22 protein-coding genes and 1 riboswitch are annotated in these 24,324 nt (G+C 72.3%); of the genes, 6 read left to right on the top strand and 16 right to left on the bottom strand.

Annotated features, from left to right (window positions below; genetic code table 11):
- The first annotated feature begins 5 nt into the window (after positions 1-5).
- From ACWGH0_RS04730 to ACWGH0_RS04710, 5 genes are read left to right on the top strand one after another with little or no spacing between them, the layout of a single operon-like run.
- The gene (locus ACWGH0_RS04730; protein WP_453402672.1) at positions 6-974 is read left to right on the top strand and encodes an STM4015 family protein; all 969 of its coding nucleotides are present in this window, start codon (positions 6-8) and stop codon (positions 972-974) included.
- Positions 975-1,017: 43 nt separating this feature from the next.
- Complete coding sequence (locus ACWGH0_RS04725) at positions 1,018-2,136, top strand: STM4014 family protein (protein ID WP_453402710.1); 1,119 nt, start codon at positions 1,018-1,020, stop codon at positions 2,134-2,136.
- Position 2,137: 1 nt separating this feature from the next.
- Positions 2,138-2,950 (top strand): STM4013/SEN3800 family hydrolase, encoded by an 813-nt coding sequence (locus ACWGH0_RS04720; RefSeq protein ID WP_453402709.1) that lies wholly within the window; start codon positions 2,138-2,140, stop codon positions 2,948-2,950.
- Entirely contained in the window at positions 2,947-4,290 is a 1,344-nt protein-coding gene (locus tag ACWGH0_RS04715) for an STM4012 family radical SAM protein (RefSeq protein ID WP_453402671.1), read from the top strand. Before ACWGH0_RS04720 ends, ACWGH0_RS04715 begins: the two co-directional genes overlap by 4 nt.
- A 7-nt stretch (positions 4,291-4,297) precedes the next feature.
- Positions 4,298-5,194, top strand: coding sequence for an STM4011 family radical SAM protein (locus ACWGH0_RS04710; protein ID WP_453402670.1), 897 nt, complete (start codon positions 4,298-4,300; stop codon positions 5,192-5,194).
- On the opposite strand, the gene ACWGH0_RS04705 is transcribed toward ACWGH0_RS04710, so the two are convergent.
- On the bottom strand, positions 5,147-5,938 hold the full coding sequence (locus ACWGH0_RS04705; RefSeq protein ID WP_453402669.1) for an SGNH/GDSL hydrolase family protein: 792 nt from the start codon (positions 5,936-5,938) through the stop codon (positions 5,147-5,149). The genes ACWGH0_RS04710 and ACWGH0_RS04705 overlap by 48 nt on opposite strands.
- 187 nt (positions 5,939-6,125) lie before the next feature.
- Positions 6,126-7,061, bottom strand: a complete 936-nt coding sequence (locus ACWGH0_RS04700) for a M23 family metallopeptidase (RefSeq protein WP_453402668.1) — start codon at positions 7,059-7,061, stop codon at positions 6,126-6,128.
- Positions 7,062-7,063: 2 nt separating this feature from the next.
- Positions 7,064-7,232, bottom strand: a riboswitch (cyclic di-AMP (ydaO/yuaA leader).
- Positions 7,233-7,691: 459 nt separating this feature from the next.
- Here ACWGH0_RS04700 and ACWGH0_RS04695 point away from each other — a divergent pair.
- Positions 7,692-8,516 (top strand): tyrosine-protein phosphatase, encoded by an 825-nt coding sequence (locus tag ACWGH0_RS04695; RefSeq protein ID WP_453402667.1) that lies wholly within the window; start codon positions 7,692-7,694, stop codon positions 8,514-8,516.
- Here the strand turns inward: ACWGH0_RS04695 and ACWGH0_RS04690 are convergent, their stop codons facing one another.
- The 14 genes from ACWGH0_RS04690 to ACWGH0_RS04625 all read right to left on the bottom strand — a co-directional run bounded on the left by ACWGH0_RS04690 (position 8,517) and on the right by ACWGH0_RS04625 (position 24,294).
- A complete protein-coding gene (locus tag ACWGH0_RS04690) occupies positions 8,517-8,669 on the bottom strand; it encodes a DUF6126 family protein (protein ID WP_453402666.1) in 153 nt (50 codons plus the stop codon).
- 1 nt (position 8,670) lies between these two features.
- On the bottom strand, positions 8,671-9,273 hold the full coding sequence (locus ACWGH0_RS04685; protein WP_453402665.1) for a helix-turn-helix domain-containing protein: 603 nt from the start codon (positions 9,271-9,273) through the stop codon (positions 8,671-8,673).
- Between the two features lie 59 nt (positions 9,274-9,332).
- Positions 9,333-10,730, bottom strand: a complete 1,398-nt coding sequence (locus tag ACWGH0_RS04680; protein ID WP_453402664.1) for an aspartate aminotransferase family protein — start codon at positions 10,728-10,730, stop codon at positions 9,333-9,335.
- Positions 10,727-12,640, bottom strand: coding sequence for a 1-deoxy-D-xylulose-5-phosphate synthase (dxs, locus tag ACWGH0_RS04675; RefSeq protein WP_453402663.1), 1,914 nt, complete (start codon positions 12,638-12,640; stop codon positions 10,727-10,729). The genes ACWGH0_RS04680 and dxs overlap by 4 nt, the downstream gene beginning before the upstream one ends.
- A gap of 251 nt (positions 12,641-12,891) precedes the next feature.
- On the bottom strand, positions 12,892-13,914 hold the full coding sequence (hpnH, locus tag ACWGH0_RS04670; RefSeq protein WP_453402662.1) for an adenosyl-hopene transferase HpnH: 1,023 nt from the start codon (positions 13,912-13,914) through the stop codon (positions 12,892-12,894).
- 5 nt (positions 13,915-13,919) lie between these two features.
- Positions 13,920-14,600 carry a phosphorylase family protein gene (locus ACWGH0_RS04665; RefSeq protein WP_453402661.1) on the bottom strand — a complete coding sequence of 227 codons (681 nt, stop codon included), beginning with the start codon at positions 14,598-14,600 and terminating at the stop codon, positions 13,920-13,922.
- Positions 14,600-16,705 carry a squalene--hopene cyclase gene (shc, locus tag ACWGH0_RS04660; protein ID WP_453402660.1) on the bottom strand — a complete coding sequence of 702 codons (2,106 nt, stop codon included), beginning with the start codon at positions 16,703-16,705 and terminating at the stop codon, positions 14,600-14,602. Before shc ends, ACWGH0_RS04665 begins: the two co-directional genes overlap by 1 nt.
- Before the next feature lie 121 nt (positions 16,706-16,826).
- On the bottom strand, positions 16,827-17,921 hold the full coding sequence (locus ACWGH0_RS04655) for a polyprenyl synthetase family protein (RefSeq protein WP_453402659.1): 1,095 nt from the start codon (positions 17,919-17,921) through the stop codon (positions 16,827-16,829).
- Positions 17,918-19,345 carry a hydroxysqualene dehydroxylase HpnE gene (gene hpnE / locus ACWGH0_RS04650; protein ID WP_453402658.1) on the bottom strand — a complete coding sequence of 476 codons (1,428 nt, stop codon included), beginning with the start codon at positions 19,343-19,345 and terminating at the stop codon, positions 17,918-17,920. The genes ACWGH0_RS04655 and hpnE overlap by 4 nt, the downstream gene beginning before the upstream one ends.
- A gap of 100 nt (positions 19,346-19,445) precedes the next feature.
- Positions 19,446-20,366, bottom strand: a complete 921-nt coding sequence (hpnD, locus tag ACWGH0_RS04645) for a presqualene diphosphate synthase HpnD (protein WP_453402657.1) — start codon at positions 20,364-20,366, stop codon at positions 19,446-19,448.
- Positions 20,367-20,392: 26 nt separating this feature from the next.
- Positions 20,393-21,313, bottom strand: coding sequence for a squalene synthase HpnC (gene hpnC / locus ACWGH0_RS04640; protein ID WP_453402656.1), 921 nt, complete (start codon positions 21,311-21,313; stop codon positions 20,393-20,395).
- 326 nt (positions 21,314-21,639) lie between these two features.
- Positions 21,640-22,425: an ABC transporter ATP-binding protein gene (locus ACWGH0_RS04635; protein WP_453402655.1), complete on the bottom strand. Its 786-nt coding sequence runs from the start codon at positions 22,423-22,425 to the stop codon at positions 21,640-21,642.
- A complete protein-coding gene (locus ACWGH0_RS04630; RefSeq protein WP_453402654.1) occupies positions 22,418-23,353 on the bottom strand; it encodes an ABC transporter permease in 936 nt (311 codons plus the stop codon). Before ACWGH0_RS04630 ends, ACWGH0_RS04635 begins: the two co-directional genes overlap by 8 nt.
- A 95-nt stretch (positions 23,354-23,448) precedes the next feature.
- Positions 23,449-24,294, bottom strand: a complete 846-nt coding sequence (locus ACWGH0_RS04625) for a glycosyltransferase family 2 protein (protein WP_453402708.1) — start codon at positions 24,292-24,294, stop codon at positions 23,449-23,451.
- Positions 24,295-24,324: the final 30 nt, after the last annotated feature.

Here is a 24,324-nt window from a genome sequence, read left to right as displayed (position 1 = left end):
CGGCCATGACGGACATCGAACACCCCGAGACGTTCCACGGCCTGCCCGTCTTCACTTTGCCGAAACCAGGGGACCAGCAGGCGGCCCCGCTCCCGGCCGCGGACTCCGTGGCCTGGCGCCTCGACTGCCTGTGGAACGAGGACAATCCGTTCTCCGAGCTGTGGCCCCGCTTCCTCGACTCCGTCGACTCCTCACGGGTGCGGGCCCTGCTGATCGGCCCCTGGTGGCACGGCGACTACGAGCCGCTGGGGCCGGTCCTCGACCGCGTCCTCGCGGACGCCGGCCGTTTCCCCGCTCTGCGCGCGCTGTTCCTGGCCGACGTCGTCAGCGAGGAGTGCGAGCTGTCCTGGCTGGAGCTGACCGACGTCACCCCGTGCGTGGAAGCCTTCCCGCTGCTCGAGGAACTGACCGTGCGCGGCTGCGGTGAATCGCTCAGCGAGACGGACCGGCTGGAGCTGCGACCGCTGAGCCACGAGGCGCTGAAGGTACTGCGCTTCGAGTCCGGCGGTCTGCCGGGTTCCGTCGTCCGTGCCGTCGGCGCCTCCCGCCTGCCGGCCCTGGAGCACCTGGAGCTGTGGCTGGGCGTCTCGCACTACGGCGGCGACGCCACGGTGGCGGACCTCGCGCCCGTACTGTCCGGCGGAGCGCTGCCGCGCCTGCGCCACCTGGGCGTGCAGAACAGCGAGATCCAGGACGAGATCGCCGCGGCCGTCGCGTCGGCCCCCGTCGTCGCCGCCCTGGACTCGCTGTCCCTCTCCATGGGCACACTGAGCGACAGCGGCGCGCACGCCCTGCTCGGCGGCCAGCCGCTCACCCACCTGAGCGCACTCGACCTGCACCACCACTACATCACCGATCCCGTGCGGCAGCGCCTGCGCGAGACCCTCGAACCGCACGGCGTGCGGATCAACCTCGAAGAGGCCGACCACTGGGACCCGGACGACGAGACCCGCTATGTCGCCGTCGACGAATAGGCCGGGCGGCACGGCCGGTGCCGGAGTGGCCGGCGCCGGCGCCATGGACCCGCGCTTCGTGGTCGTCGGCAACCCGGGCAGCCGCCGCGTCGCACTCTTCCAGGCGGCCGTGACGGCCGCCGGGCTCCCCGCCGCGCGGCTCGTGCCCTGGCGCGACGTGCTCGGAGGCCGGGCCGCCGCCGCGTTCCGTCCGGGAGAGACCGTACGGATCGACTCGCCCGGGGAGGACCCCGAGGTCGAGCGGCTGCTGCGGGGCGTCGGCGACGGCACGCGGGTGGAAGGCTCCGCCCTCTGGTACGAGCGGTTCACGGCGGCCGTGCGGGACGTGGGGCGGGCCTCCGCGGGCTGCGTCCTGCTCGACGACCCCGGCGAGCTGGCGGTGATGTTCGACAAGCGGCTGTGCCACGCCGTCCTGCACGACGCGGGCGTGCCCGTGCCGCCGTCGCCGACCTCCGGGGCCGCGTCGCCGGCCGTGCGCGGCTGGGAGGACGTACGCGAGCTGATGCGTGCGCACCGCATGCCGCGTGCCTTCGTGAAGCTCGCGCACGGCTCGTCGGCGTCCGGCGTGCTGGCCGTGGAGACGGCCGGCCCCGGGCGCGTGCGGGCCACCACCTCGGTGGAGCGCGACGCGCGCGGCCGACTCTTCAACTCCCTGCGGGTACGCCGCTGTACGACCGAGACCGAGGTGGCGGCCGTCGTCGACACGCTCGCACCGGACGGACTGCACGTCGAGCGGTGGCTGCCCAAGGCCGCGCAGCGGGGCCGGGCCGCCGACCTGCGGGTCGTCGTGGTCGGCGGCAGGGCGACGCACGCCGTCGTACGGACGAGCCGCTCCCCCATGACCAACCTGCATCTCGGCGGCGCGCGCGGGGACCTCGACGAGGCCCGCGCCGCCATGGAGGCGGCGGGCGGCGGCTGGGACGAGGCCGTGGCGGTGTGCGAGCGCGCGGCCGCCTGCTTCCCGCGCACCCTCTGCGTCGGCGTCGACCTGCTGCCCGCCGTCGGCTGGCGGCGCTTCGCCGTCTGCGAGGTCAACGCCTTCGGCGACCTGCTGCCCCGCCTCACCGGCCTGCCCGGCAGCGGCGCCGAGGGTCTCGACACCTACGCGGCGCAGGTCGCCGCCGTACTGCGCACGACAAGGAACCACCATGCGGCCCCCTGACATGAACGAGATCGTCGGCACCCACGATCTGCTGCTCGTCACCCTGGACACCCTGCGGTACGACGTCGCCGCCGAACTCGCCGCCGCCGGCCGCCTGCCGAACCTGGCCCGGCACCTGCCCGGCGGCGCGTGGGAGAAGCGGCACGCGCCCGGCAGCTTCACCTACGCCTCGCACCAGGCGATCTTCGCCGGTTTCCTGCCCACGCCCGCCGCCCCCGGCCCTCATCCCCGGCTGTTCGCCGCGCGCTTCGCGGGCAGCGAGACGACCGCCGAACGCACCTTCGTCTTCGACGCGCCCGACCTCGTCTCGGGCCTCGCGGACGCCGGCTACCGCACGGTGTGCGTGGGCGGCGTCGGATTCTTCAACAAGCGGGGCCCGCTCGGATCGGTCCTGCCGGGGATGTTCCAGGAGAGCCACTGGGAGCCCGGGTTCGGCGTGGCGTCGCCCACGTCGTTCGAGGAACAGGTCGCCCGCGCCGAGCAGGTCGTCGCCGGGCTCCCCGCGGACCAGCGGCTGTTCCTGTTCGTCAACGTCTCCGCGCTGCACCAGCCCAACTGGTTCCACCTCCCCGGCGCCACCCGCGAGGCCGGCGACTCGCGCGCCACCCACGCGGCCGCCCTGGAGTACGTCGACCGGCACATCGGCCGTCTGTTCGCCGCCGCGAGCAGCCGCCGCCCCTGCTTCGCGATCGTCTGCTCCGACCACGGAACGGCGTACGGCGACGACGGCTACACCGGCCACCGCCTCGGCCACGAGGCCGTCTGGACCGTCCCGTACGCCCACTTCACCCTCGATCAAGGGGCCACCCGATGAGCACCGCACCGCCCCGCCCCTATCAGAGCTACGTCTACGCCTACCCGCACAAGACGGCGTACCGCGAGCTGGCCGACCGCCCCGCGCTGCGCGAGCTCTGGGCGGACGAGCCCAAGAACGCCCTCTCCCTCTACCTCCACATACCGTTCTGCGAGGTGCGGTGCGGGTTCTGCAATCTCTTCACCCGCATCGGCGCTCCCGACGAGCTGACCGGCCGGTACCTCGACGCGCTCGACCGCCAGGCCACCGCCGTCCGTGACGCACTCGACGCCGGCGGCGACAGCGGCAGCGACGTCCGCTTCGCCGCCGCGGCCTTCGGCGGGGGCACCCCCACGTTCCTCGACCCCGGCGAGCTGGAGCGGCTCTGCGACATCGCCGAGAAGCGCATGGGCGCGGACCTGGCCGCCGTACCGCTGTCCGTCGAGGCGTCCCCCGCCACCGCGACCCCCGACCGCCTCGCCGTCCTCGCCGCCCGCGGCACGACCCGGCTCAGCCTGGGTGTGCAGAGCTTCGTCGACTCCGAGGCCCGCGCGGCCGTGCGCCCCCAGCGGCGCGCCGACGTCGAGACGGCCCTCGCCGCGGTCCGCGACGCCGGCATCCCCGTCCTGAACATCGACCTGATCTACGGCATCGACGGCCAGACCGCCGCCACCTGGCGCACCTCGCTCGACGCGGCGCTCGCCTGGCGGCCGGAGGAGCTCTACCTCTACCCGCTGTACGTACGCCCCCTCACCGGCCTCGGCCGGATCGGCGCCGAGGCGGACGCCGCCTGGGACGCCCTGCGGCTGCGGCTCTACCACCAGGGCAGGGACCACCTGCTCGCCCACGGCTACGAACAGGTGTCCATGCGGATGTTCCGCCGCGCCGACGCGCCCCGGGCAGCGGCCGACGACTACGCCTGCCAGACCGACGGCATGATCGGCCTGGGCTGCGGAGCCCGTTCGTACACCTCCGCGCTGCACTACTCCTTCGACTACGCCGTCGACATGCGCGAGATCCGGAAGATCATCGACGACTACACGCGCGCCGAGGACTTCACGCGGGCCGGGACCGGCCGTTACGTCGACGCCGGCGAGGCCCGCCGCCGCCATCTGCTCCAGTCGCTCCTCCAGGCCGAGGGCATGCCCCTTGACGGGTACGCCGACCGGTTCGGCACGGCGCCCGCCGACGACTTCCCCGCCGAGTTCGAACGGTTCGCCGCCCTCGGCTGGCTCGACGAGAGCGCGCCGAAGGGCCTGCTGCGGCTGTCCCCCGAAGGGCTCGCCCACTCGGACGCCCTGGGCCCGGAGCTGTTCTCCCCCGCCGTACGGGCCGCCATGGCCGCGTACGAAGCCAAGTGAGCCCGGCATGGACCTGACGATCCTGTACCGCGGCCCGCTCGCGTCCTGCGACTACGACTGCCCGTACTGCCCCTTCGCCAAGCGGCGCGACAGTGCCGAGCAGTTGCGCGCCGACCGCGCCGCGCTGGAGCGGTTCACCGCGTGGGCCGCGGCGCGGACCGACGACCGGCTCTCAGTGCTCTTCACACCGTGGGGCGAGGGCCTGGTCCGCTCCTGGTACCGCCGCGCCCTCACCGACCTGTCCCGCCTGCCGCACATCCGGCGCGTCGCCATCCAGACGAACCTCAGCTGCCGCACCGGCTGGCTCACCGGGGGCGACGCCGATCTCGACGCCCTGGCGCTGTGGTGCACGTACCACCCGGGTCAGACGCCGTACGACCGGTTCCTCGCCAAGTGCCGCGAACTGGCCGCGGGCGGCGTGCGTTTCAGCGTCGGCGTGGTCGGCCTGCCCGAGCACCTGGCGGAGGCCCGCCGACTGCGCGCTGCGCTGCCGACCGAGGTCTACCTGTGGGTCAACGCGGCGGAGGGCCGCACGTACACGGACGCGGAGGCCGACCGGTGGACGGCGCTGGACCCGCTGTTCCCGTACAGCCGCCACCCGCACCGCTCGGCCGGTCTCCCCTGCCGGACCGGCGAGTCGGTGATCTCGGTGGACGGCGACGGCACGGTACGCCGCTGCCACTTCGTCCGCGCGGAGCTGGGCAACCTCTACGACGGCTCGTACCGCCGGGCGCTGCGCCCCCGCGCCTGCCCGCTCGCCGTCTGCGACTGCCACATCGGCTACGTCCACCTGGAGACGCTGCCGCTGTACGACGTGTTCGCGGGCGGCGTCCTGGAACGCGTGCCCGCGGACCTGTCACAGGGGCAGCAGGTCGGGCCTCTTCGCCTCGACGTGATCACCTGAGGACTCCCCGCGCAGCCGCCGCCCGATCCACGGCACCAGGTGCTCCCGCGCCCACTGGATGTTGTCCCGGCGCGCCTCCAGCGAGCCGCGCGGGGCCATCGGCGGCCACACCTGGTCCGGGTCGGCCGGGACGTCGAGCCCGAGCACCTGTGCGGCGCGCAGCGCGACGCGGGTGTGCCCCTCGGGCGAGAGGTGGAGCCGGTCGCCGTCCCAGGCGCGCCTGTCCTGGACGGACTTGAGCGACCACAGGTCGAGGACCGGGCAGTCGTACCGGTCGGCGACCGCCCGCACGTGCGCCGTGTACGTCGCGATCTTGCCGCGCAGGTGGCGCAGGACGGGGATGCCGCGCGTGTCGAAGCCGGTGGTCACCATCACGGTGCCCACGGCGTCGGTGAGTTCGGCGACGGCCCGCTCGAAGCGCTCGGCGACGGCGTCGGGGTCGCTGCCCGGCCGGAGGATGTCGTTGCCGCCGGCGCAGAAGCTGACCAGGTCGGGCGCCAGGGCCTTCGCGCGCGGGACCTGCTCGGCCACGATCTGGTCGAGGAGCCGGCCCCGGACGGCGAGGTTGGCATAGCGGAACGTGTTCTCGGGGACGCGGTCGTCGAGGAGTACGGCGAGCCGGTCGGCCCAGCCGATGAACCCACCGTCGGGGCCCGGATCTCCGACCCCTTCGGTGAAGCTGTCGCCGATCGCCGCGTACGACCCGATGGTGCCTGCACTGAATGATCTCGAATCGTCTGCCACGTCGGTACATCCTTCACTGGAGCGCGTGACCTACGCCACCGTAAGGAGGGGTTGACGGGGGGTGATATAAGACACCGGTCAAGATTCACCCAACCCGGAATAGCCCCACAACGCGCATACGCCCCCTTTGGCCGTCGCGCGTGGCGGCAAAAGGGGGCGTAGGGAAGCGCCCTGACGGAGTGAAGCGTCAGATGGTGACGCCGTGGCCGCGGAGGTAGGCCAGCGGGTCGACGTCCGAGCCGTAGCTCGGGCCGGTGCGGATCTCGAAGTGCAGGTGCGGGCCGGTCGAGTTGCCCGTGCTGCCGGAGAGGCCGATCTGCGTGCCGCCGCCGACGCTCTGACCGGCGGAGACGGAGAGCGAGGAGAGGTGGGCGTACTGCGAGTAACGGCCGTCCTCGTGCCTGATGACGACCTCGTTGCCGTACGAGCCGCTCCAGCCCGCGGAGACGACGGTGCCGGCGCCGACGGCCTTGACCGGGGTACCGCTGGACGCGGCGAAGTCGACACCCGTGTGGTAGCCGCTGGACCAGCTGCCGCCGGCCATGCGGTACGGAGTGGTGACACCCGCGGCGACCGGGGAGGTGAACCCGGAGCCGGTGTTCCGCGTGGTCGAGGCCGGCTTCTGGGTCTCGGTCTGCGCCTCGGCCTTGGGAGCCGCCTTGGGGGCGACGGGCGCGGGCTTGGCGGCCGGGCGCTCCGCCTTCGCGGGAGCGGGCTTCGCCGGGGCGGCCTTCGCGGGCGCGGCGGCCTTCGCGCCGATGGTGAGCTTCATGCCGGGCAGGATCAGCGAGGGGTTGCCGCCGACGACCTCGCGGTTGTCCTCGTACAGCCTCTGCCAGCCGCCGCGCACGTCCTGCTCGTCGGCGATCTTCGACAGGTAGTCGCCGGAGACGACGGAGTACGTCCGGGTGCCCGCCTTCTTCTTCGGCGTCGCCTTCTCGGCGGCGGCCGGGGCGGCGGCCTTGCCGGCGGAGGTGGTGGCCGGGGCCGCCTTCTCCGCGGCGTTCGCGCCGGTGGCGGCGATGAGGGGCAGGGCGAGTGCGGCTCCGCCCGTGCCGGCGGCGACGAAGCCGCGGGTGAGCGGGTTGGACCTCGGGCGGCGGTGCTTACCCTTTGCGGGCATGGAACATTCCTCTCCGGCGCCTACGAGGTGAGCTGTCGGGTTCGGACTGGAGATGTCCGGCCGCTGGCGCGACTTCACCCCAAAGCCGGTTCGGAATTGGTAATTCCGTTTGACCGGCGTACTTACCTGGTTCCCCCGCTCCTGCCACGCGTGAGTGAGTGTGAGTGCGGATTCCGGGAGGTGGCAGGATTCGGCGGTCCACCCGGATTGACGGTGACGGTAAGCCGACGCGGCTCCCCCGGACAAGCCGGTCCAATCATTTCGCGATTGCCGCAAGGGAATGCGCGACGCAATTCCCGTCACCCTGCGTGGATTCCGGATCTTCGCGCCCCGCCTGTGAACTGGCATGCGCCCACGGCGCTTCGCCACGCACCGTCACAAATATGATCCTGCTCACCAGTGGTGTCACCATCCCCCTTACCCGCAGGGCGAGTTGACCCACAATCGTCCGTTTCACCCCAAGTGCCACTTACGGTTAATCTTGCACACATAAGCCCGTCATGCGGTATCGGCGTCCACGGCCTCTCCGAGACAGTCGCGCGCACGATGATTGCCCCAGGAACCCATGTCGTATCGTCGAAACGCGCCGAAGTCGGCGAGCAGCGCCGACGGCAGACTTCAGGAGCCCACGTGACACAGCAGCTGCCGCAAGTCCCGCCGACCGAGACCGAGTCGGAGCCGGAGCTCGCCTCGGTGCGCAACTTCCGCGACGTGGGCGGACTGCCGACGGTGGACGGGCGGCGGGTCCGGCGCGGCGTGCTCTTCCGCAGCGGTCATCTGGCGCACGCCACCGCGGCCGACGCGGCCTTCCTCGGCTCGCTCGGCCTGCACACGATCTTCGACTTCCGCAACGAGGCCGACCAGAAGCTGGAGGGCCCGGACGTCGAGCTGCCCGGCGTGCGCAACGTGAACCTGCCGCTGACCGACCCCGCCGACGGCGCGGTGTTCTGGAAGATGGTCCGCGACGGGAACCTCGACGAGCTGCGCGAGATCCTCGCGGACGGCAAGGCCGCGGACCGGATGTCGGCGACGTACCGGGTGATCATCAAGGAGCGCACGGCCGAGCAGAGCCGGGTGCTGCACGCCCTGGCCGAGGACAGCGTGCCCGCGCTGATGCACTGCGCGGCGGGCAAGGACCGGGCGGGGCTGTCGATAGCCGTGACCCTGCTGGCGCTCGGCGTCGAGCGCGAGGCCATCGAGGCCGACTACCTGAAGTCGAACGACCCGCGCCGCCGCTACAGGGTCCGCCGCAGCGACGAGTCGCCGACCGGGATGTCCCCCGAGGTCATGGAGCTGCTCAGCCCGCTGTTCGAGGCGCGCGCGGAGTACCTGGCGGCCGCCTTCGAGACGATCGAGGAGACCTGGGGCAGCACCGACCGCTACCTGGAGGAGGGGCTGAACGTCACGCCCGAGATCCGTGAGCGGCTGCGGGCACGTCTCCTCGACGCGAGCTGATCAGCGGGAGCCGCCCAGCGTGAAGAGCAGGTAGACGAAGGCGGCGAACAGGTGGCCCGCGACGACGTAGACGAAGACGCGGATCGCCAGCCCCCTGGGAATCCTGTCCTCCACGAAGCGGCGTGCGGCGGTCTTCTCTTCGGGCAGCGGCATGTCAGGTCTCCTGGGGAAGGCACAGCCCGGCGGTGGCGCTCTGCAACAGCGTGTGGACGAACAGCAGGTCGGCCCCCTCGGGGCCGGCCGCGGCGATGCGGTGCGGGGTCAGCGAGTCGAAATGGGCGCTGTCCCCGGCGTCGAGCCGGTGCACGCTCTCGCCGAGCACCAGCCGCAGCCGCCCGGACAGGACGTACAGCCACTCCTCGCCGGGATGGACGCGCACCAGATCCCCCTGGGCGCCGTACGGCACGTGCACCCGCAGGGCCTGCATGGCGCGGCCGGGCCCACCGGCCCGGTGGTACGTCCAGCCGTCGGCCTCCCGCGCCACGGCCTCCCCGGCGCGCAGTACGGCGTCCCGGTCGCCCGGGGTCTCGCCGAGGAGCGCGGAGACCGTCGTACCGTAGACACGGGCCAGCGCGAGCAGCATCGGCAGCGAGGGCTGGCGCTGCCCCGTCTCCAGGCGGGACAGGTGCGCGGGTGAGAGCCCGGCGCGGCGGGCCGCCGCCTCCAGCGTGAGCCCGCTGTGCCTGCGCAGGTCGCGCAGGCGCGGGGCGACGGAGGGCAGCGCCCCCTCGGACGGCTCTTCGAGGCGGGGTGTCATGCCTCCATTGGGCCAGAGTTCTTGCCTGGCGGGCAAACTCTTTGCCTCAGAGGCAAAAACTAGCGGCCGGCGACCGCCTGCTTCATCAGGGTCCTGCCGAAGTCCCACATCAGCCCGCCGCCGCTGTGCGCGTCGTCCATGACCTCGGTGAACGCGCCGACGAACCGCTCCACCTCCGCCTCCCCCACGATCAGCGGCGGAATCAGCTTGATCACTTCCATGTGGTCGCCGGAGACCTGGGTGAGGATCCGGTGCCTCTGGAGCAGCGGTACGACCACCATCTGCGCGAAGAGCCCCTTGCGCGCGGCCTGAAGCACGGCCCACCGGCTCCGCAGCTTCAGCGAGCGGGGACGGCCGAACTCGATGCCGATCATGAGCCCGCGCCCGCGCACGTCGTGCAGCAGCTCGTACCGGTCGACGAGCGCGGTCAGCCGCTCGCGGAGCAGGTCGCCGGAGCGCCGGGCGTTCGCGACGATCTCCTGGTCCTCCATGACCGTCAGAACGGCGAGGCCCGCCGCCATGGCCTGCGCGTTCGAGCCGAAGCTGGCCGAATGCACCAGCACGCGGTCCATGGAGGAGTAGACCCGCTTGAAGATCCAGTCCTTGCCGAGGGTCGCCCCGACCGGCACGTACCCGCCGGAGAGCGCCTTGGCGACGCACAGCAGATCGGGCTCGACGCCCTCCTCGTGCTGGTACGCGTAGAAGTCGCCCGTCCGGCCGAGCCCCGTCTGGACCTCGTCCGCGATCAGCAGCGCCTTGTGGCGGCGCAAAAGGTCCTGGGCGGCCCGCAGGAAACCCGGCGGGCACGCGTGCACCCCCTTGCCCTGGATCGGCTCGACGACGAAGCCGGCCACGTCGCCGCGCTTCAGCTCGCGCTCCAGCGCGTCCAGGTCGCCCAGCTCGATCGAGGTGTCGGGCAGCAGCGGCGCGAAGCCGTCGCGGAAGCCCGCCTCGCCGTTCACGGACAGGGAGCCCGTCGTCAGACCGTGGAAGGCGTGGGAGCAGTACAGGATCCTGGGCCTGCCCGTCGCGTACCGGGCGAACTTCAGCGCGGTCTCGACGGCCTCCGTGCCGCTGTTGCCGAAGAACACGCGGTCCAGGTGGGGGCTGTGCGTCAGCAGCTTCTCGGCGAGGAGTCCGGGCAGCGGCTGGCAGTCGAAGCGCGTCAGGTCCGCCAGCGAGGCGTCGAGGACGTCGTGCAGCGCCTTGCGTACGACGGGGTGGTGCCGGCCGAGCCCCATGACGCCGAAGCCGGCCAGCATGTCGAGGTAGTCGTTGCCTTCCGCGTCCCAGAAGTAGGCGCCCTCGGCCCGCTCGTACACCTTGTCGAAGCCGATGGTGCGGAGCATGCGGGGCAACTGGTGGTTCAGGTGCCTGGCGTGCAGGGCGTAACGCTCGGCCCCGCGGTCCGCGAGGAGCCGGGCCAGGTCGAACCCCTTGGGGGCGACGTCCGTCATCGCGCGGCCTCCTCGGTGCTGCCCGCCGCGGCGGCCCGGCTCTCGACCGCCGCCAGAGCGAGGCTGATGCGGCCCGCCATCGAGGCGGGCGTGAGCCCGATGTCGGCCAGCACCTCGCCGCGCCCGGCATGCGCGAGGAACTGCTCGGGAATGCCGTACGTCCGCAGCGGTACGTCGACTCCGGCGTCCCGCAGCACCTGCCCGACGGCCGCACCCACGCCGCCGCTGCGGCTGTTGTCCTCGACGACCGCGACGAGGCGGTACCGCTCCGCGAGCGGTGCGAGCTGCTCGTCGACGGGCTTGACCCAGCGCGGGTCGACGACCGTGCACCCGATGCCGCGTTCGGCCAGCAGCCCGGCGGTCTCCAGGCACACGGGGGCGAGGGCGCCGACGGAGACCAGCAGGACGTCGGGCGCTCCGTCCCGGCGCAGCACGTCCGTCCCGCCCACCCGGCCGACGGCCGGCACCACCGGCCCCACGGCCTCCTTGGGGAACCGCACGACGGTCGGCGCGTCGTCGACGTCCACGGCCTCGCGGAGCTGGGCCCGCAGCTGGTCGGCGTCGCGGGGCGCGGCGATCCGCAGGCCGGGTACGACCTGGAGCAGCGACATGTCCCACATGCCGTTGTGCGAGGGCCCGTCGGTCCCGGTGACGCCTGCCCGGTCGAGGACGAAGGTCACCCCGCACCGGTGCAGGGCCACGTCCATGAGCACCTGGTCGAAGGCGCGGTTGAGGAAGGTGGCGTAGACGGCCACGACGGGGTGCAGACCTCCGGTGGCGAGCCCGGCGGCGCAGACCGCCGCGTGCTGTTCCGCGATGCCCACGTCCCACACGCGATCGGGGAAGGCCGCGGCGAACTTCGTCAGTCCCACGGGGTGCAGCATGGCCGCCGTGATCGCGACGACGTCGGGGCGCTCCGCGCCGATCCGCACGATCTCGTCCCCGAACACCGAGGTCCAGGACGGTCCGCCGGCCGGGGCGAGGGGCGCGCAGGTGAGCGGGTCCATGGCCCCGACCGCGTGGAACCGGTCGGCCTCGTCCTGCTCGGCGGCGGCGTAACCGCGGCCCTTCTGGGTGAGGCAGTGCACCAGCACGGGCCCGTGGAACCGCTTCGCGCGGTGCAGCGCCGACTCGACGGCCGCGATGTCGTGGCCGTCGACCGGCCCGACGTACTTGAGCCCCAGGTCCTCGAACATGCCCTGCGGGGCGAAGGCGTCCTTGAAGCCCTTCTTCGCCCCGTGCAGCGACCCGTACAGCGGCTGCCCGATCACGGGGGTGTGCTGGAGCACGTCCTTGCCCCAGGCGAGGAAGCGCTCGTACCCGTCCGTCGTGCGGAGCGTGGCGAGGTGGTCGGCGAGGCCGCCGATGGTGGGGGCGTACGAACGCTCGTTGTCGTTGACGACGATGATCAGCGGCCGGTCGCGGGCGGCGGCGATGTTGTTGATCGCCTCCCACGCCATGCCGCCGGTGAGCGCGCCGTCCCCGATCACCGCGACGACGTGGTCGCTCCTGCCGAGCGCCTCGTTGGCCTTGGCGAGGCCGTCGGCCCAGCCGAGGACCGTCGAGGCGTGCGAGTTCTCGATGACGTCGTGCTCGGACTCCGCGCGCGACGGATAGCCGGAGAGCCCGCCCTTGCCGCGGAGCTTCGAGAAGTCCTGCCGGCCGGTCAGCAGCTTGTGCACGTAGCTCTGGTGGCCGGTGTCCCACAGGACGCGGTCGGCGGGCGAGTCGAACACCCGGTGCAGGGCGACGGTCAGTTCCACCACCCCGAGGTTCGGCCCGAGGTGGCCGCCCGTCCGGGCCACCGCCCGGACCAGGAACTCCCGGATCTCGGATGCCAGCCGGCCCGTTTCGGCCTCTGTCAGACCCTTCAGGTCGCGCGGCCCCCTGATGTTCTCCAAGATCGTCACGCTCGGGCCCCCTCTCTGAATCCTTCGCTCACGCTGACGGCGGGCGCTTCGCGAAGGCCGCCCGCCTTCTCCTCCATGGGCCCGGGCACGGTCGCGGCCGCTACGCCCGCCGACCGGGGCGCCGGGCCCGGTGCGTCCCCGCGGCGGCCGCCGGCCCGGCCGGGGCGCACCGCGGGACGCGGCGCACCGCCGGCGGCCGGACCGACGGCCCGGTGAGCCCCCGTGCGACGGGCTCACCCACGGTCAGGACGTCATCCGTGGCTGCCCGACACCGTCTCGCGGACCGCGCGCAGGGACTCCTTGAGCGAGCCCATGGTCGCGAGGACGGCCGTCGGCTCGTAGCCGCAGTGCGCCATGCAGTTGGCGCAGCGCGGGTCCTTGCCCCGGCCGTACTTCTCCCAGTCGGTCTCCTCGATGAGCTCCCGGTACGTCGGGACGTACCCGTCGCTCATCAGGTAGCAGGGCCTCTGCCAGCCGAAGAGCGAGTAGTTGGGGATCGCCCACGCGGTGCACGGGAAGTCGGCCTTGCCCTCCAGGAAGTCGAGGAACAGGGGCGAGTGGTTCAGCCGCCAGCGTCGCCGGTTGCCGCCCGCGAACGCCTTCTTGAACAGCTCCCGGGTCTGCTCGACGCCGAGGAAGTGCTCCTGGTCGGGAGCCTTCTCGTACGCGTAGGCGGGCGAGATCATCATCTCGTCCACCGCCAGATCGTCATTGAGGTAGTTGAGCACCTCGATGATCGTCTGCGGGGTGTCGGTGTTGAAGAAGGTGGAGTTGGTGGTGACGCGGAAGCCGCGCTTCTTCGCTTCCTTGATCGCCGCCACGGCCTCGTCGAACACACCTTCCTTCGCCACCGACTCGTCGTGCCGCTCCCGCAGCCCGTCGATGTGCACGGCGAACGCGAAGTACGGCGAGGGCGTGAACTTCTCGATCTTCTTGCGCAACAGCAGCGCGTTGGTGCAGAGGAAGACGTACTTCCTCTTCGCCACCAACTGGCGCACGATCTCGTCGATCTGCGGGTGCATCAGCGGCTCGCCGCCCGCGATGGAGACCATCGGGGCGCCGGACTCCAGGACGGCGCCCACGGCCTGCGCGACGGGCATGCGCTGCTTCAGGACCCCCGCAGGATGCTGGATCTTGCCGCAGCCCTCGCACGCGAGGTTGCAGGCGTAGAGCGGTTCCAGCTCGACGATGAGCGGGAACTTCTCCCTCTTGCGGACCTTCTGCTGGAAAAGATAAGACCCGACCCTGATGGTCTGGCGGAGCGGCATGGCCATCTGGCTCACCTCCTGGGGAGCAGCAAAGAACGGTGCCATTCGTAGAAAGCCGGTAGGACGGCACGGAGAACACGAAAGGCCGATATTCCCCCGCGAAGTGTCCCGATACGGACCAGTTCGTGCTCCGGGGCGTCGACTACCACCCGTACGGCCGCAATCGGGCGCGGTCCCATGCGCAGCGCGCTGCCCAGCGTCGCGGCGGACTCCATGTCCACGGCGATCGCCCCGGTGGCCCGCAGCTCGGCGCGCTCGGGGCCCCGTACGACATGGTCGGAGCCCAGCAGCGGGCCGGTGTGCACGGTCCGTCCGGGGGCCACCCGGCCCAGTGCCTTCGCCAGCGGTTCCACGTCCGTGCACGGCGAGCTGCCGTGGGGCCCGCGCGTCTCGTGGGCCACGACCAGGTCGCCGGGGCGCATCCCGGGGACCAGCCCCGCGCAGAAGCCGGAGGCGACGACCGCCGCGTCCGCGAGCGGTCCGCCCTCGCCGAGGACCCGCCGGACGGCCGCGGCCGCCGCCCTGGGCCCCATGCCCGTGCGCAGTACGGTCACCGACTCCGGCGCCCCGCGGCCGGCGCCGCGCAGCGCGAACCGCTCGATGCCGAGCGCGCAGGCGATCAGCAGCGGTGCGGGCGCCGGCGGGCCGCTCGTCGGATCCGGCGGCTCGGCCGGGTCCGCCGTGCGCCCCATCAGGCCCCTTCCCGCGTGCTCAGGGCGGGGTAGACGGGCTCCCCGTGGACGTACCGCCCAAGAGCGGTGAGCGGGAAGACCTGCCGGTAGAGGTGGTAGTTGATGGAGAAGTCCCACGGGAAACCGGTGCCGGTGAACTGCGGCTCGTCCCAGGAGCCGTCCTCCCGCTGGGTGCGGGCCAGCCAGGCGACTCCCCGCTCGACGGACGTGGCCTCCTGCTCGCCGGCCGCGAGCAGGGCCATCAGCGCCCAGGCGGTCTGCGAGGCCGTCGACACGCCGCGCCCGGCCCGGGCGGGCTCCCGGTACGAGCGCAGGTCCTCGCCCCAGCCGCCGTCGTCGTTCTGCACGGACTCCAGCCAGGTGACGGCACGGCGGATCGCGGGGTGGGACGTGGGCAGCCCCGCCGCAGTGAGCGCCGGGACGACCGACCCCGTCCCGTAGACGTAGTTGACGCCCCAGCGTCCGAACCAGGCCCCGTTCAGCTCCTGTTCGGCCAGCAGCCACTCGATGCCGCGCCGGGCCCGCGGGTGGTGCGCCATGCCCTCGATCGCCATCATCTCCACCACGTGGGCGGTGACGTCGGCGGACGGCGGGTCGATGACCTCACCGAAGTCGCAGAAGGGAAGCCGGTTGGGGAAGGCGCTGGTGTTGTCGGCGTCGAAGGCCGCCCAGGCCCCGTTCTTCGACTGCATGCCCAGGTTCCAGCGGACGGCGCGGCCGACGGTCGCGTTCATCCGGGCACGGTCCGGGTGCGCGACGCGCCGCAGGGCCAGGACCACCTCGGCGGTGTCGTCGATGTCCGGGTAGTTGTCGTTGTGGAACTCGAACGCCCAGCCGCCCGGCTCCAGTCCGGGACGGCGTACGGCCCAGTCCCCCGGTCGTACGATCTGCTCGCTCATCATCCAGTCGGCGGCCTTGACCAGGGCCGGGTCGTCGGGCCGTACGCCCGCGTCGGCGAGCGCGATGGTCGCCAGGCAGGTGTCCCAGACCGGCGACTGACACGCCTCGATCATGCGGGCGCCGTCGTCCCGCCACACCGCGAACCGGTCGAGCGACTCCAGGCCCGCCCGCATCACCGGGTGGTCCAGGTCGTAGCCGAGCAGGTGCAGGGCGATCAGGGAGTACACGGCCGGCGGCTGGATCCCGCCCCAGCAGCCGTCGTTCTCCTGCCGCTCGATGATCCAGCGGGCCGCGCTCTTCATCGCGGCGCCGCGCAGCCAGCCCGGCGCGACCCTGCGGTAGACGTGCAGGACCTTGTCGAGCCGCTGGAACGCGCCTTCCCAGCTGACGGGCTTCGCGAGGCGTTCGCGCGGGTTCGGCACCCGGGGGTTGGCGTGCAGCTCGTCGAGCGCGAACGGCGCGGGGCGCACGGGCCGCTTCGCCGAGACGACGGTCAGCGGCACGATGGTCTGCCGGGCCCAGCAGCCGAACGCGTAGATGTTCAGCGGGAACCACGGCGGCAGGAAGATCAGCTCGGGCGGCAGTTCCGGCAGGTCGTCCCACTTCCACCAGCCGAACAGCGCCAGCCAGATCCGCGTGAAGACCCGGCTCGCCGCGATGCCGCCGTGCGACCTGACCCAGGCGGCGGCGCGCTCCATGTGCGGATCGTCCGGCCGGTCGCCGGCGAGCCGCAGGGCGACGTACGCCTCGATGGTGGTGGAGAGGTCGCCGGGACCGCCGTGGAAGGTGGCCCAGGTCCCGTCGGTCCGCTGCTCGCCGCGGATGTGGAGTGCGGCGGCCCCGAAGGTCTTCTCGTCCCGCAGGCCGAGGAACTGACGGAGCAGCAGGTCCTCGGCGTCCATGGTCACATTGGTCTCGAGGTCGCCCTTCCACCAGCCCTGGTCGTCCTGCTGGGCGAGCAGGTACGCGACCGCGCGGTCCGTGGCCCGCCGCGCCGCGTCCAGGACGTCGGCGGTGACCGGACTGCCGCCGGTCCTCCCCGTCCTGCCGCCGGCGCGCTCGCCGGCGCGGGGGTGCGTGTCGGTACGGGGGTGGGTGTCGGTACGGGTATGAGTGTCGGTACAGGTGCTGCTGTCGGCAAATTCGCTGGCCGCGGCTGCCCGGGGCTTCATGGCCCCGGTGCTTCCGTCGGTCGTCGCTGTCATGGTTTCCCCTTCGTGGCAGTTGGTCGTCTGCTGTGCTGGGGTCCGACGTCGTCCGGTGCGGGGTTCACGGCGGAACCCGGCACCGGACGGCGACATGCGAGTTATATGAGGCGGATGCTGATCATCTCTTTCGTACGACGACGAAGTCCGCGAGCGCGGTGAGCTGCGCACGGACCTGCGAGGGCATGTCGACGCCGTCCAGCGCCTCGATGGCGACGGCATGCTGCCTGCGGGCTTCCTGCGCCGTCCAGTCACGGCCGCCCGCCTCCTCGATGAGCGCCGCCCTGGTGGCGAACTCCTTCTCGGAGAAGCTGTCGAAGTCGTTGCTCTTGGCGTCGGCGGCGAGCAGCTCGCCGAGCCGCGCCGACGCCGGGCCGCCGGCCGCCAGCGCCGCCACGACGGGCAGGGACTTCTTGCGCTGGCGCAGGTCGCTCCAGGTCTGCTTGCCGGTGGCGTCCGGGTCGCCCCAGATGCCCAGCAGGTCGTCGACGGCCTGGAAGGCGAGACCGAGGTGGTAGCCGTACGCCTCCAGACGGTCGGCCGTGCGGTCGTCGGCCCCGCCGAGCACCGCGCCGATGGACACGGCGCAGGCCAGCAGCGCACCCGTCTTGTTGCCCTCCATCTCCAGGCACTCCTCGACGGTGACCCGCTCGCGGTGCTCGAAGGAGATGTCCTGGGCCTGTCCGTCGATGAGCTTGCGCGTCGCGGTGGTGAGCCGGCGCGTGGCGCGACCCGCCTCGACGGTGCCGATCTCCAGCAGCAGCTCGTTGGCGAGGGCGAAGAGGGCGTCGCCGACGAGGATCGCCTGCGCGGGCCCGTGCACCTTCCACACGGTGTCGCGGTGCCTGCGCTGCTCGTCGCCGTCCATCAGGTCGTCGTGCAGCAGGGAGAAGTTGTGCACGAGTTCGACGGCGACCGCGCCGGGTACGCCGACCTCGGGCGGCGCGCCCGCCGCCTCGGCCGACAGCAGCGCGAGCGCCGGGCGCACGGCCTTGCCGCCGTCGCCGTCGGCGGGCCGCCCCTGGGCGTCGATCCACCCGAAGTGGTACGCCGCGACGGTGTCCATGGGCGGCGCGAGCCGTTCCACGGCGGCCTTCAGCACCGGAGTGGACAACGTGCGGCCGCGCTCCAGAAGGGCGGCGATGTCCACCGTGGTGTCGTCGACCGTGTTCGCCGGGGTCACAGACTCTCCTCTTGTTTCCATGCCAGTGCTCATACCGCCTCCTGCAACGGATGTTCATGGGCGCGGCCGAGTTCGGCGAGGGCCGCGCCGGCCGCGGTGATGCCGCTGCGCACGGCGCCCTCCATGGTCGCGGGCCATCCGGTGGCGGTCCACGCGCCGGCCAGGTACAGGCCGGGCGCGTGCGTACGGGCGCCGGGGCGCAGCCGTCCGACGCCGGGGGTGGGGGCGAACGTCGCTGTCCGCTCCCGGGTGACGAAGAAGTCGCGTACGCCCGCGCCGCGCGTGGCGGGCAGCAGGCGCTCCAGTTCGGGCAGGTAGCGGGCGCGCAGCTCGGCGACGGGAATGTCGATCTCGTCCTGGGCCGCCGACTGGGAGAGGGCGAGGTACTGGCCGCCGCCCTTGAGGCCGGAGGACTCCGTACGGTCGAAGACCCACTGGACGGGGCTGCCGAGCGCGGCGAAGAAGGGCCGGCGCAGCACCTGACGGTCGTACACGACGTGGACGTTGAGGATCGGCGCGGTGCCGATGTCGAGGAACCGGTCCGGGTCCTCGACGACGCCTTCGGGGAGCAGCGCGTGCGTCTCGTGCTGCGGTACGGCGAGCACGACGGCGTCGGCCTCGATCCGCTCCCCCGCCGTCCCGATCTCCCAGCCGCCGTTCGCGGCGCGGGAGACGGAGGCGACCCGGGCGCGCGTCCGGGTGAGTACACCGGCCGCGTCCAGCGCCTTGCGGGCGAGTGTGTCGTGCAGGTCGCCGAGGGGTACGTGGGCCCAGCCGATGTCGGCGGCGCCGGGCTCGGAGAGCAGCCCCGTCTTGAAGACCATGGCGGCGAGGCCGAGGGAGGCGTGGGGCGCGGTCGCGTTGAGGGTCGCGACGCCGACGAGGTCCCACAGCGCCTCGACGGTGCGCGGCGACTGCCCGTGGCGGCCCAGCCAGGTGGCGAAGTCCACCCCGTCCAGGGCGGGATCGGCCGGATCGAGCTTCTTCAGGGCGAGGGCGGCCCGTCCCACGCTCACGCGCTCGACGGGCGACAGGTGCGGATACGTCGCCAGGCTCGCGGCCAGGTGCAGCGGCACGGGCAGCGCCGTGCGGCGCAGGCGTCCGAGCCGGGGCCCCGCGGCCCGGCCGACGTCGAGCACCGGCACGTCGAGCCGGCTCTGCAACGGCGCGAGAGCGGCCCCCTTCACCCGGTCGAGGAACCACCGGTAGGCGGTGCAGCAGCGGAGGTAGACGTGCTGGCCGTTGTCGACCGTGAGCTCGCCCCGGCGGAACGAGAAGGCGAGGCCGCCCAGGCGCGGGCGCCCCTCCAGGAGCGTCACCCGCAGGCCCGCGTCGGCCAGCCGGAGGGCGGCCGTGACACCGGCGAGCCCTCCTCCGACGACGACGGCGTGGCCCGCCGCGTCGCCGGGTGACGGGGCGGGCACGCCCGGCCGTCCGGGTGTGGCGCCGCGCGTCATACGTCCTCCCGGCGGATCTCGGTGTGCGGGCGGCGGTCCGCCGTGGCGGGGGCCCCGCCGCTCGTGCGCGGATGCGGCCGGCCGGCCGGCACGGGCCCCGTCACACCCGCCTCCTGAGCTGGGTGCGCGAGATGTTCCGGGCGTCGAGTCCGGAGAGGCCGCGCACCGCGACGTACGCCTTCTCGTGCCCCGGCAGCGAGACCCGGCCGCGCAGCACGGCCAGGGGGTCGCGCTCGATGCGGTCGAGGAGCCGCCGGTAGATGCCGGCCATGGCCGCCACGCACGCGCCGGATCGCCGGTCGAGCAGGGGCAGCAGCCGGTAGCCCTCGGCGAACAGGGCGCGGGCCCGGCGTACTTCGAAGTGCACGAGGCCGGTGAAGTCGGACCCGTCGGGCGGGGTGGCGCTCCGGAAACCCGCCGAGCAGCCGAACTTCGCGAGGTCGTCGGCGGGCAGGTAGGTACGGCCGTTCCCGGCGTCCTCGCGCACGTCGCGCAGGATGTTGGTGAGCTGGAGGGCGAGGCCGAGCGTGTCGGCGTACTCGGAGGCGCGTTCGGTGGAGCGCAGAGCCGCCTGGGTGCCGAACACGCCGAGCGAGAGCCGCCCGATGGCCCCCGCGACGCACCGGCAGTAGACCTTCAGGTCGTCCCAGGTCTCGTAGGTCTCGCCGCGCACGTCCATGAGCACGCCGTCGATGAGCTCGTCGAGCCCCTCCAGCGGGATCGGGAAGCGGCGCGCGGTGTCGGTCAGCGCCACGGCGACGGGATCGGTGTCGTCGTCGTCGACGGTGCCCGCCCGGACGCGGTCGAGCAGGGAGCGGGTCTCCTCGAGCCGCGCCTGCTTCACGGCCGGATCCAGCACGCCGTCACCGATGTCGTCCACGCGCCGCGAGAACGCGTAGAGGGCGGACATGGCGTTGCGCTTGTCCGTCGGCAGCAGTCTGATGCCGTACGCGAAGTTGCGCGCCTGCTGTCCGGTGACGGTCTCGCAGTAGCTGTACGCGGCGAGTACCGGTGCGGACATCTGCACGAGTCCTTCCACGGGCCGGCTCACCCCTTTCTCGGGTCTCGTCGCAGGACAGCTCCCGCTGCGCGCAGCACGCTGAGCCTGGTGGCCTTGGGCGGTCCGGGGAGCACGTCGTGGCCGGCGGCGGCGATCGCGGCCAGGGCGGCGCGCCCGCCGCCGACGAAACCGGCGAGCAGCAGTCTCAGCCTGCCGTCGACACTGGCCACGAGCGGACTGCCCTCGTCCAGCAGGCCGTGGGCGCGCTGGACTTCGTACGCGATCAGGGAGCGCACCGACGCGTTGGCGGTCGGCGCGGCCAGGTCGGCCTCGTCGACGCGGAAGCGCGCCATGGAGTCGGCGGGCAGGTAGATCCGGTCGCGGCCGAGGTCCTCGGCGACGTCCTGGAGGTGTTCGACGATCTGGAGGGCGGTGCACACCGCGTCGGAGCGGCGGATCCGCTCGGGGCTCGACGTGCCGGTGATCGAGAGGACCAGCCGGCCGACCGGGTTCGCCGACAGCTCGCAGTACGCGAGCAGCTCGTCGTACGTCTTGTAGCGGCGTACGAGCTGGTCCTGGCGGTTGGCCTCGATGAGTCCGTGGAACGGCTCGGGGGTGAGCGAGCAGCGCCGCACGGTCGGCACGAGGGCGCGCAGGAGCGGGTGCCGGGGGCCTTCGCCCGAGGTGGCGAAGACGCGGCGCAGGTCGGCCTCGAAGGCGTCGAGCACGGCCAGGCGGTCGTCGGTCAGGGCCGGATCGACGCCGAGCAGGCGGGCGTCGGCGCCGCCGGGGGCGAGGTCGCCGTCGCCGATGTCGTCGACGAGCCGGGCGTAGCCGTAGACGGCCATCAGGTCGTCCCGCCAGGCGCGCGGCAGGAAGAAGGGAGCCACCGGGAAGTTCTCTTCGGCGGCCTTGGCCAGGGTCGGACGCGCGGGTGCGCCGGTGCGCACGGGCCGGGTTCCGGTCATCGCCGGCTGCCCGGGGCGGGGACGGCGCAAGCGTCTTCGAGCTGGAGAGGTTCCATAGCCATTGCCGTCACATCTCCCGTTCTACACTGTCGACCTAATACATCCCATTTCGGACACGCCGCCCGCCGGTACAGCTTACGTTGTACAGCGGCGAGCAATGTCCCGGGGTGCTGGGCACAACGCACCAAGGCGGCGAAATGCCTCAACCTTCCCGAAGGTTACGGGAGTTGACGATTCCGGCATCGTACGGCGCGCCGGACCGCTCGCGCCGCGCGGACACGCGGAACCCCCGCCGGTTTCGACCGGCGGGGGCACCGAACCCGGACCTAGCGGCCGGTCTCCTTCTCGTACGCCTTGAGGACCTCGTCCGTCGGACCGTCCATCAGCAGCTCGCCCTTCTCCAGCCACAGGACGCGGTCGCAGGTGTCCCTGATCGACTTGTTGCTGTGGCTGACCAGGAAGACCGTGCCGGCCTCCTTGCGCAGCTCGCGGATGCGCTGCTCGGAGCGGATCTGGAACTTGCGGTCCCCCGTCGCCAGCGCCTCGTCGATCATCAGCACGTCGTGGTCCTTGGCGGCGGCGATGGAGAAGCGCAGGCGCGCCGCCATGCCGGAGGAGTAGGTCCGCATGGGCAGCGTGATGAAGTCGCCCTTCTCGTTGATGCCGGAGAAGTCGACGATCGACTGGTAGCGCTCACGGATCTGCTCGCGCGTCATGCCCATGGCGAGACCGCCGAGGATGACGTTGCGCTCGCCGGTCAGGTCGTTCATCAGCGCCGCGTTCACGCCCAGCAGCGAGGGCTGCCCGTCGGTGTACACCTTGCCCTGCTCGGTCGGCAGAAGACCCGCGATGGCACGCAGCAGGGTCGACTTGCCCGAACCGTTCGTGCCGATCAGGCCGATCGCCTCGCCCCGGTACGACGTGAAGGAGACACCCTTGACGGCGTGCACCTTGCGTACGCCGGGTGAGTCGCCCTTGCCGCGCTTCATGATGCGGTTCAGGGCGGCGGTGGCGCTGCCCCGGCCGCCCGCGCCGGCGTTGACGCGGTACACGATGTGCACGTCGTCCGCGATGACGGTCGGGATGCGTCCCTGCTTGTTGTCATCAGCCACGGCCGTACCGCTCCTCAGCCTTCCAGAAGTACACGAAGCCCGCCCCGCCGATCAGCAGCGCCCAGCCGAGGGCGACCGCCCAGACGTGCGGGGGCAGGTTGTCGGAGCCGTACCCGTCGATCAGACCGAAGCGGATGAGGTCCATGTAGACGGCCGCCGGGTTCCACTGGAGCACGTCGGTGACCCAGCCGGGCAGGTCCTTGTCCTTCAGCATCGCTGGGATGGAGAACATCACGCCCGACGCGTACATCCACGTACGCATCACGAACGGCATGAGCTGCGCGAGGTCGGGCGTCTTGCTGCCCAGCCGCGCCATGATCAGCGCCAGGCCGATGTTGAAGAGGAACTGCAGCGCCAGCGCGGGCAGCACCAGCAGCCACGACATCGAGGGGAGGCTGCCGAAGGCGACCGCGATGATCACGAGCACGATCATCGAGAACATCAGCTGCTGGAGCTGCTGGAGGGCGAAGGAGATCGGCAGCGAGGCGCGCGGGAAGTGCAGCGCCCGCACCAGGCCCAGGTTGCCGGAGATGGACCGGACGCCGGCCATGACCGAGCTCTGGGTGAAGGTGAAGACGAACACGCCCGTGACCAGGAAGGGAACGTAGACCTCCCGCTGCATGCCCCGGTCGGCCTCCAGGATCAGACCGAAGATCAGGAAGTACACGAGGGCGTTCAGCAGCGGAGTCGCCACCTGCCAGAGCTGGCCGAGCTTGGCCTGGCTGTACTGGGCGGTCAGCTTCGCCTGGGAGAACGCGAGGATGAAGTGGCGCCGGCCCCACAGCTGCCGGACGTACTCGATCAGCCCCGGCCGGGCACCGCTCACCGACAGGCCGTACTTCGCGGCGAGCTCCGCCGGGGTCAGGCCGTCGTCGGGAGATGGCGGGGCGCTCGTCGCGACCGCACCGTCACGGGTTGTGTCACTCACAAGTTGAAACTTTCGTGTTCAAGATGCGCAGGCAGGAGGGCGCAGGATCGGACAGCACGTCCCGCGTGCCCCCGATGGTTTCAGACCCGAGCTTCTCAGATGACAGGAGGTCGGCCGAGCCGGGTCAGGCGCCAGACGGTACGCCATCTCATCGGACGGCGCGGTCCGGCGGAGGTCGTCCACCCCTCCTTGAACCCTCCGAACCATGCCTTCAGAGCGGGTACCGAGGGCCGCCGCGCCAGCGTGAGCAGCAGCCACACGCCCAGGTAGACCGGGACCAGCGGGGCCGGCAGATTGCGCCGCGCCAGCCACACCCGGTTCCTCGCCACCATGCGGTGGTAGACGGCGTGCCGGGAGGGAGCGGTCGTCGGGTGGTACAGGACCATGTCCGAGCGGTAGTCGATCATCCAGCCGGCGTCGAGCGCCCGCCACGCGAGGTCGGTCTCCTCGTGGGCGTAGAAGAACTCGTCGGGCAGCCCGCCGACCTCGGCGAAGACCTTGGTCCGCACGGCGTTCGCGCCGCCGAGGAAGGTCGTCACGCGCGAGGAGCGCATCGGGTCGGCCGCGCGGAGCCGGGGAACGTGGCGGCGTGCCGTCTCGCCCGTCTCCGGGTCCGCGATGCGGAAGCTGATGATGCCGAGCTTCGGGTCGGCGGCGAAGGCCCGGCGGCACAGCTCGGCCGTGTCGTGGTGGGCCAGCAGGCCGTCGTCGTCGAGGAAGAGCAGGATGTCCATCTCGGCGCCGCTGGGGCCGAACGCCTCGATTCCGGCGTTGCGGCCGCCCGGGATGCCCAGGTTCTCCGGCAGCTCGACTGTCCGTACGCCCTCGGGGACGCCGGTGACCGGGGAGCCGTTGCCGACCACGACCACCTCGACGCGGTCGCCGTCCTGCTTGGCGACCGAGTCGAGGAGGGCGCGCAGCTCGTCCGGCCGGTTGCCCATCGTGATGACGACGGCGCCGACCTTCAGACC

The organism is Streptomyces sp. NPDC054887 (assembly GCF_053610585.1).
This window is presented reverse-complemented; position numbering and strand designations above follow the sequence as displayed.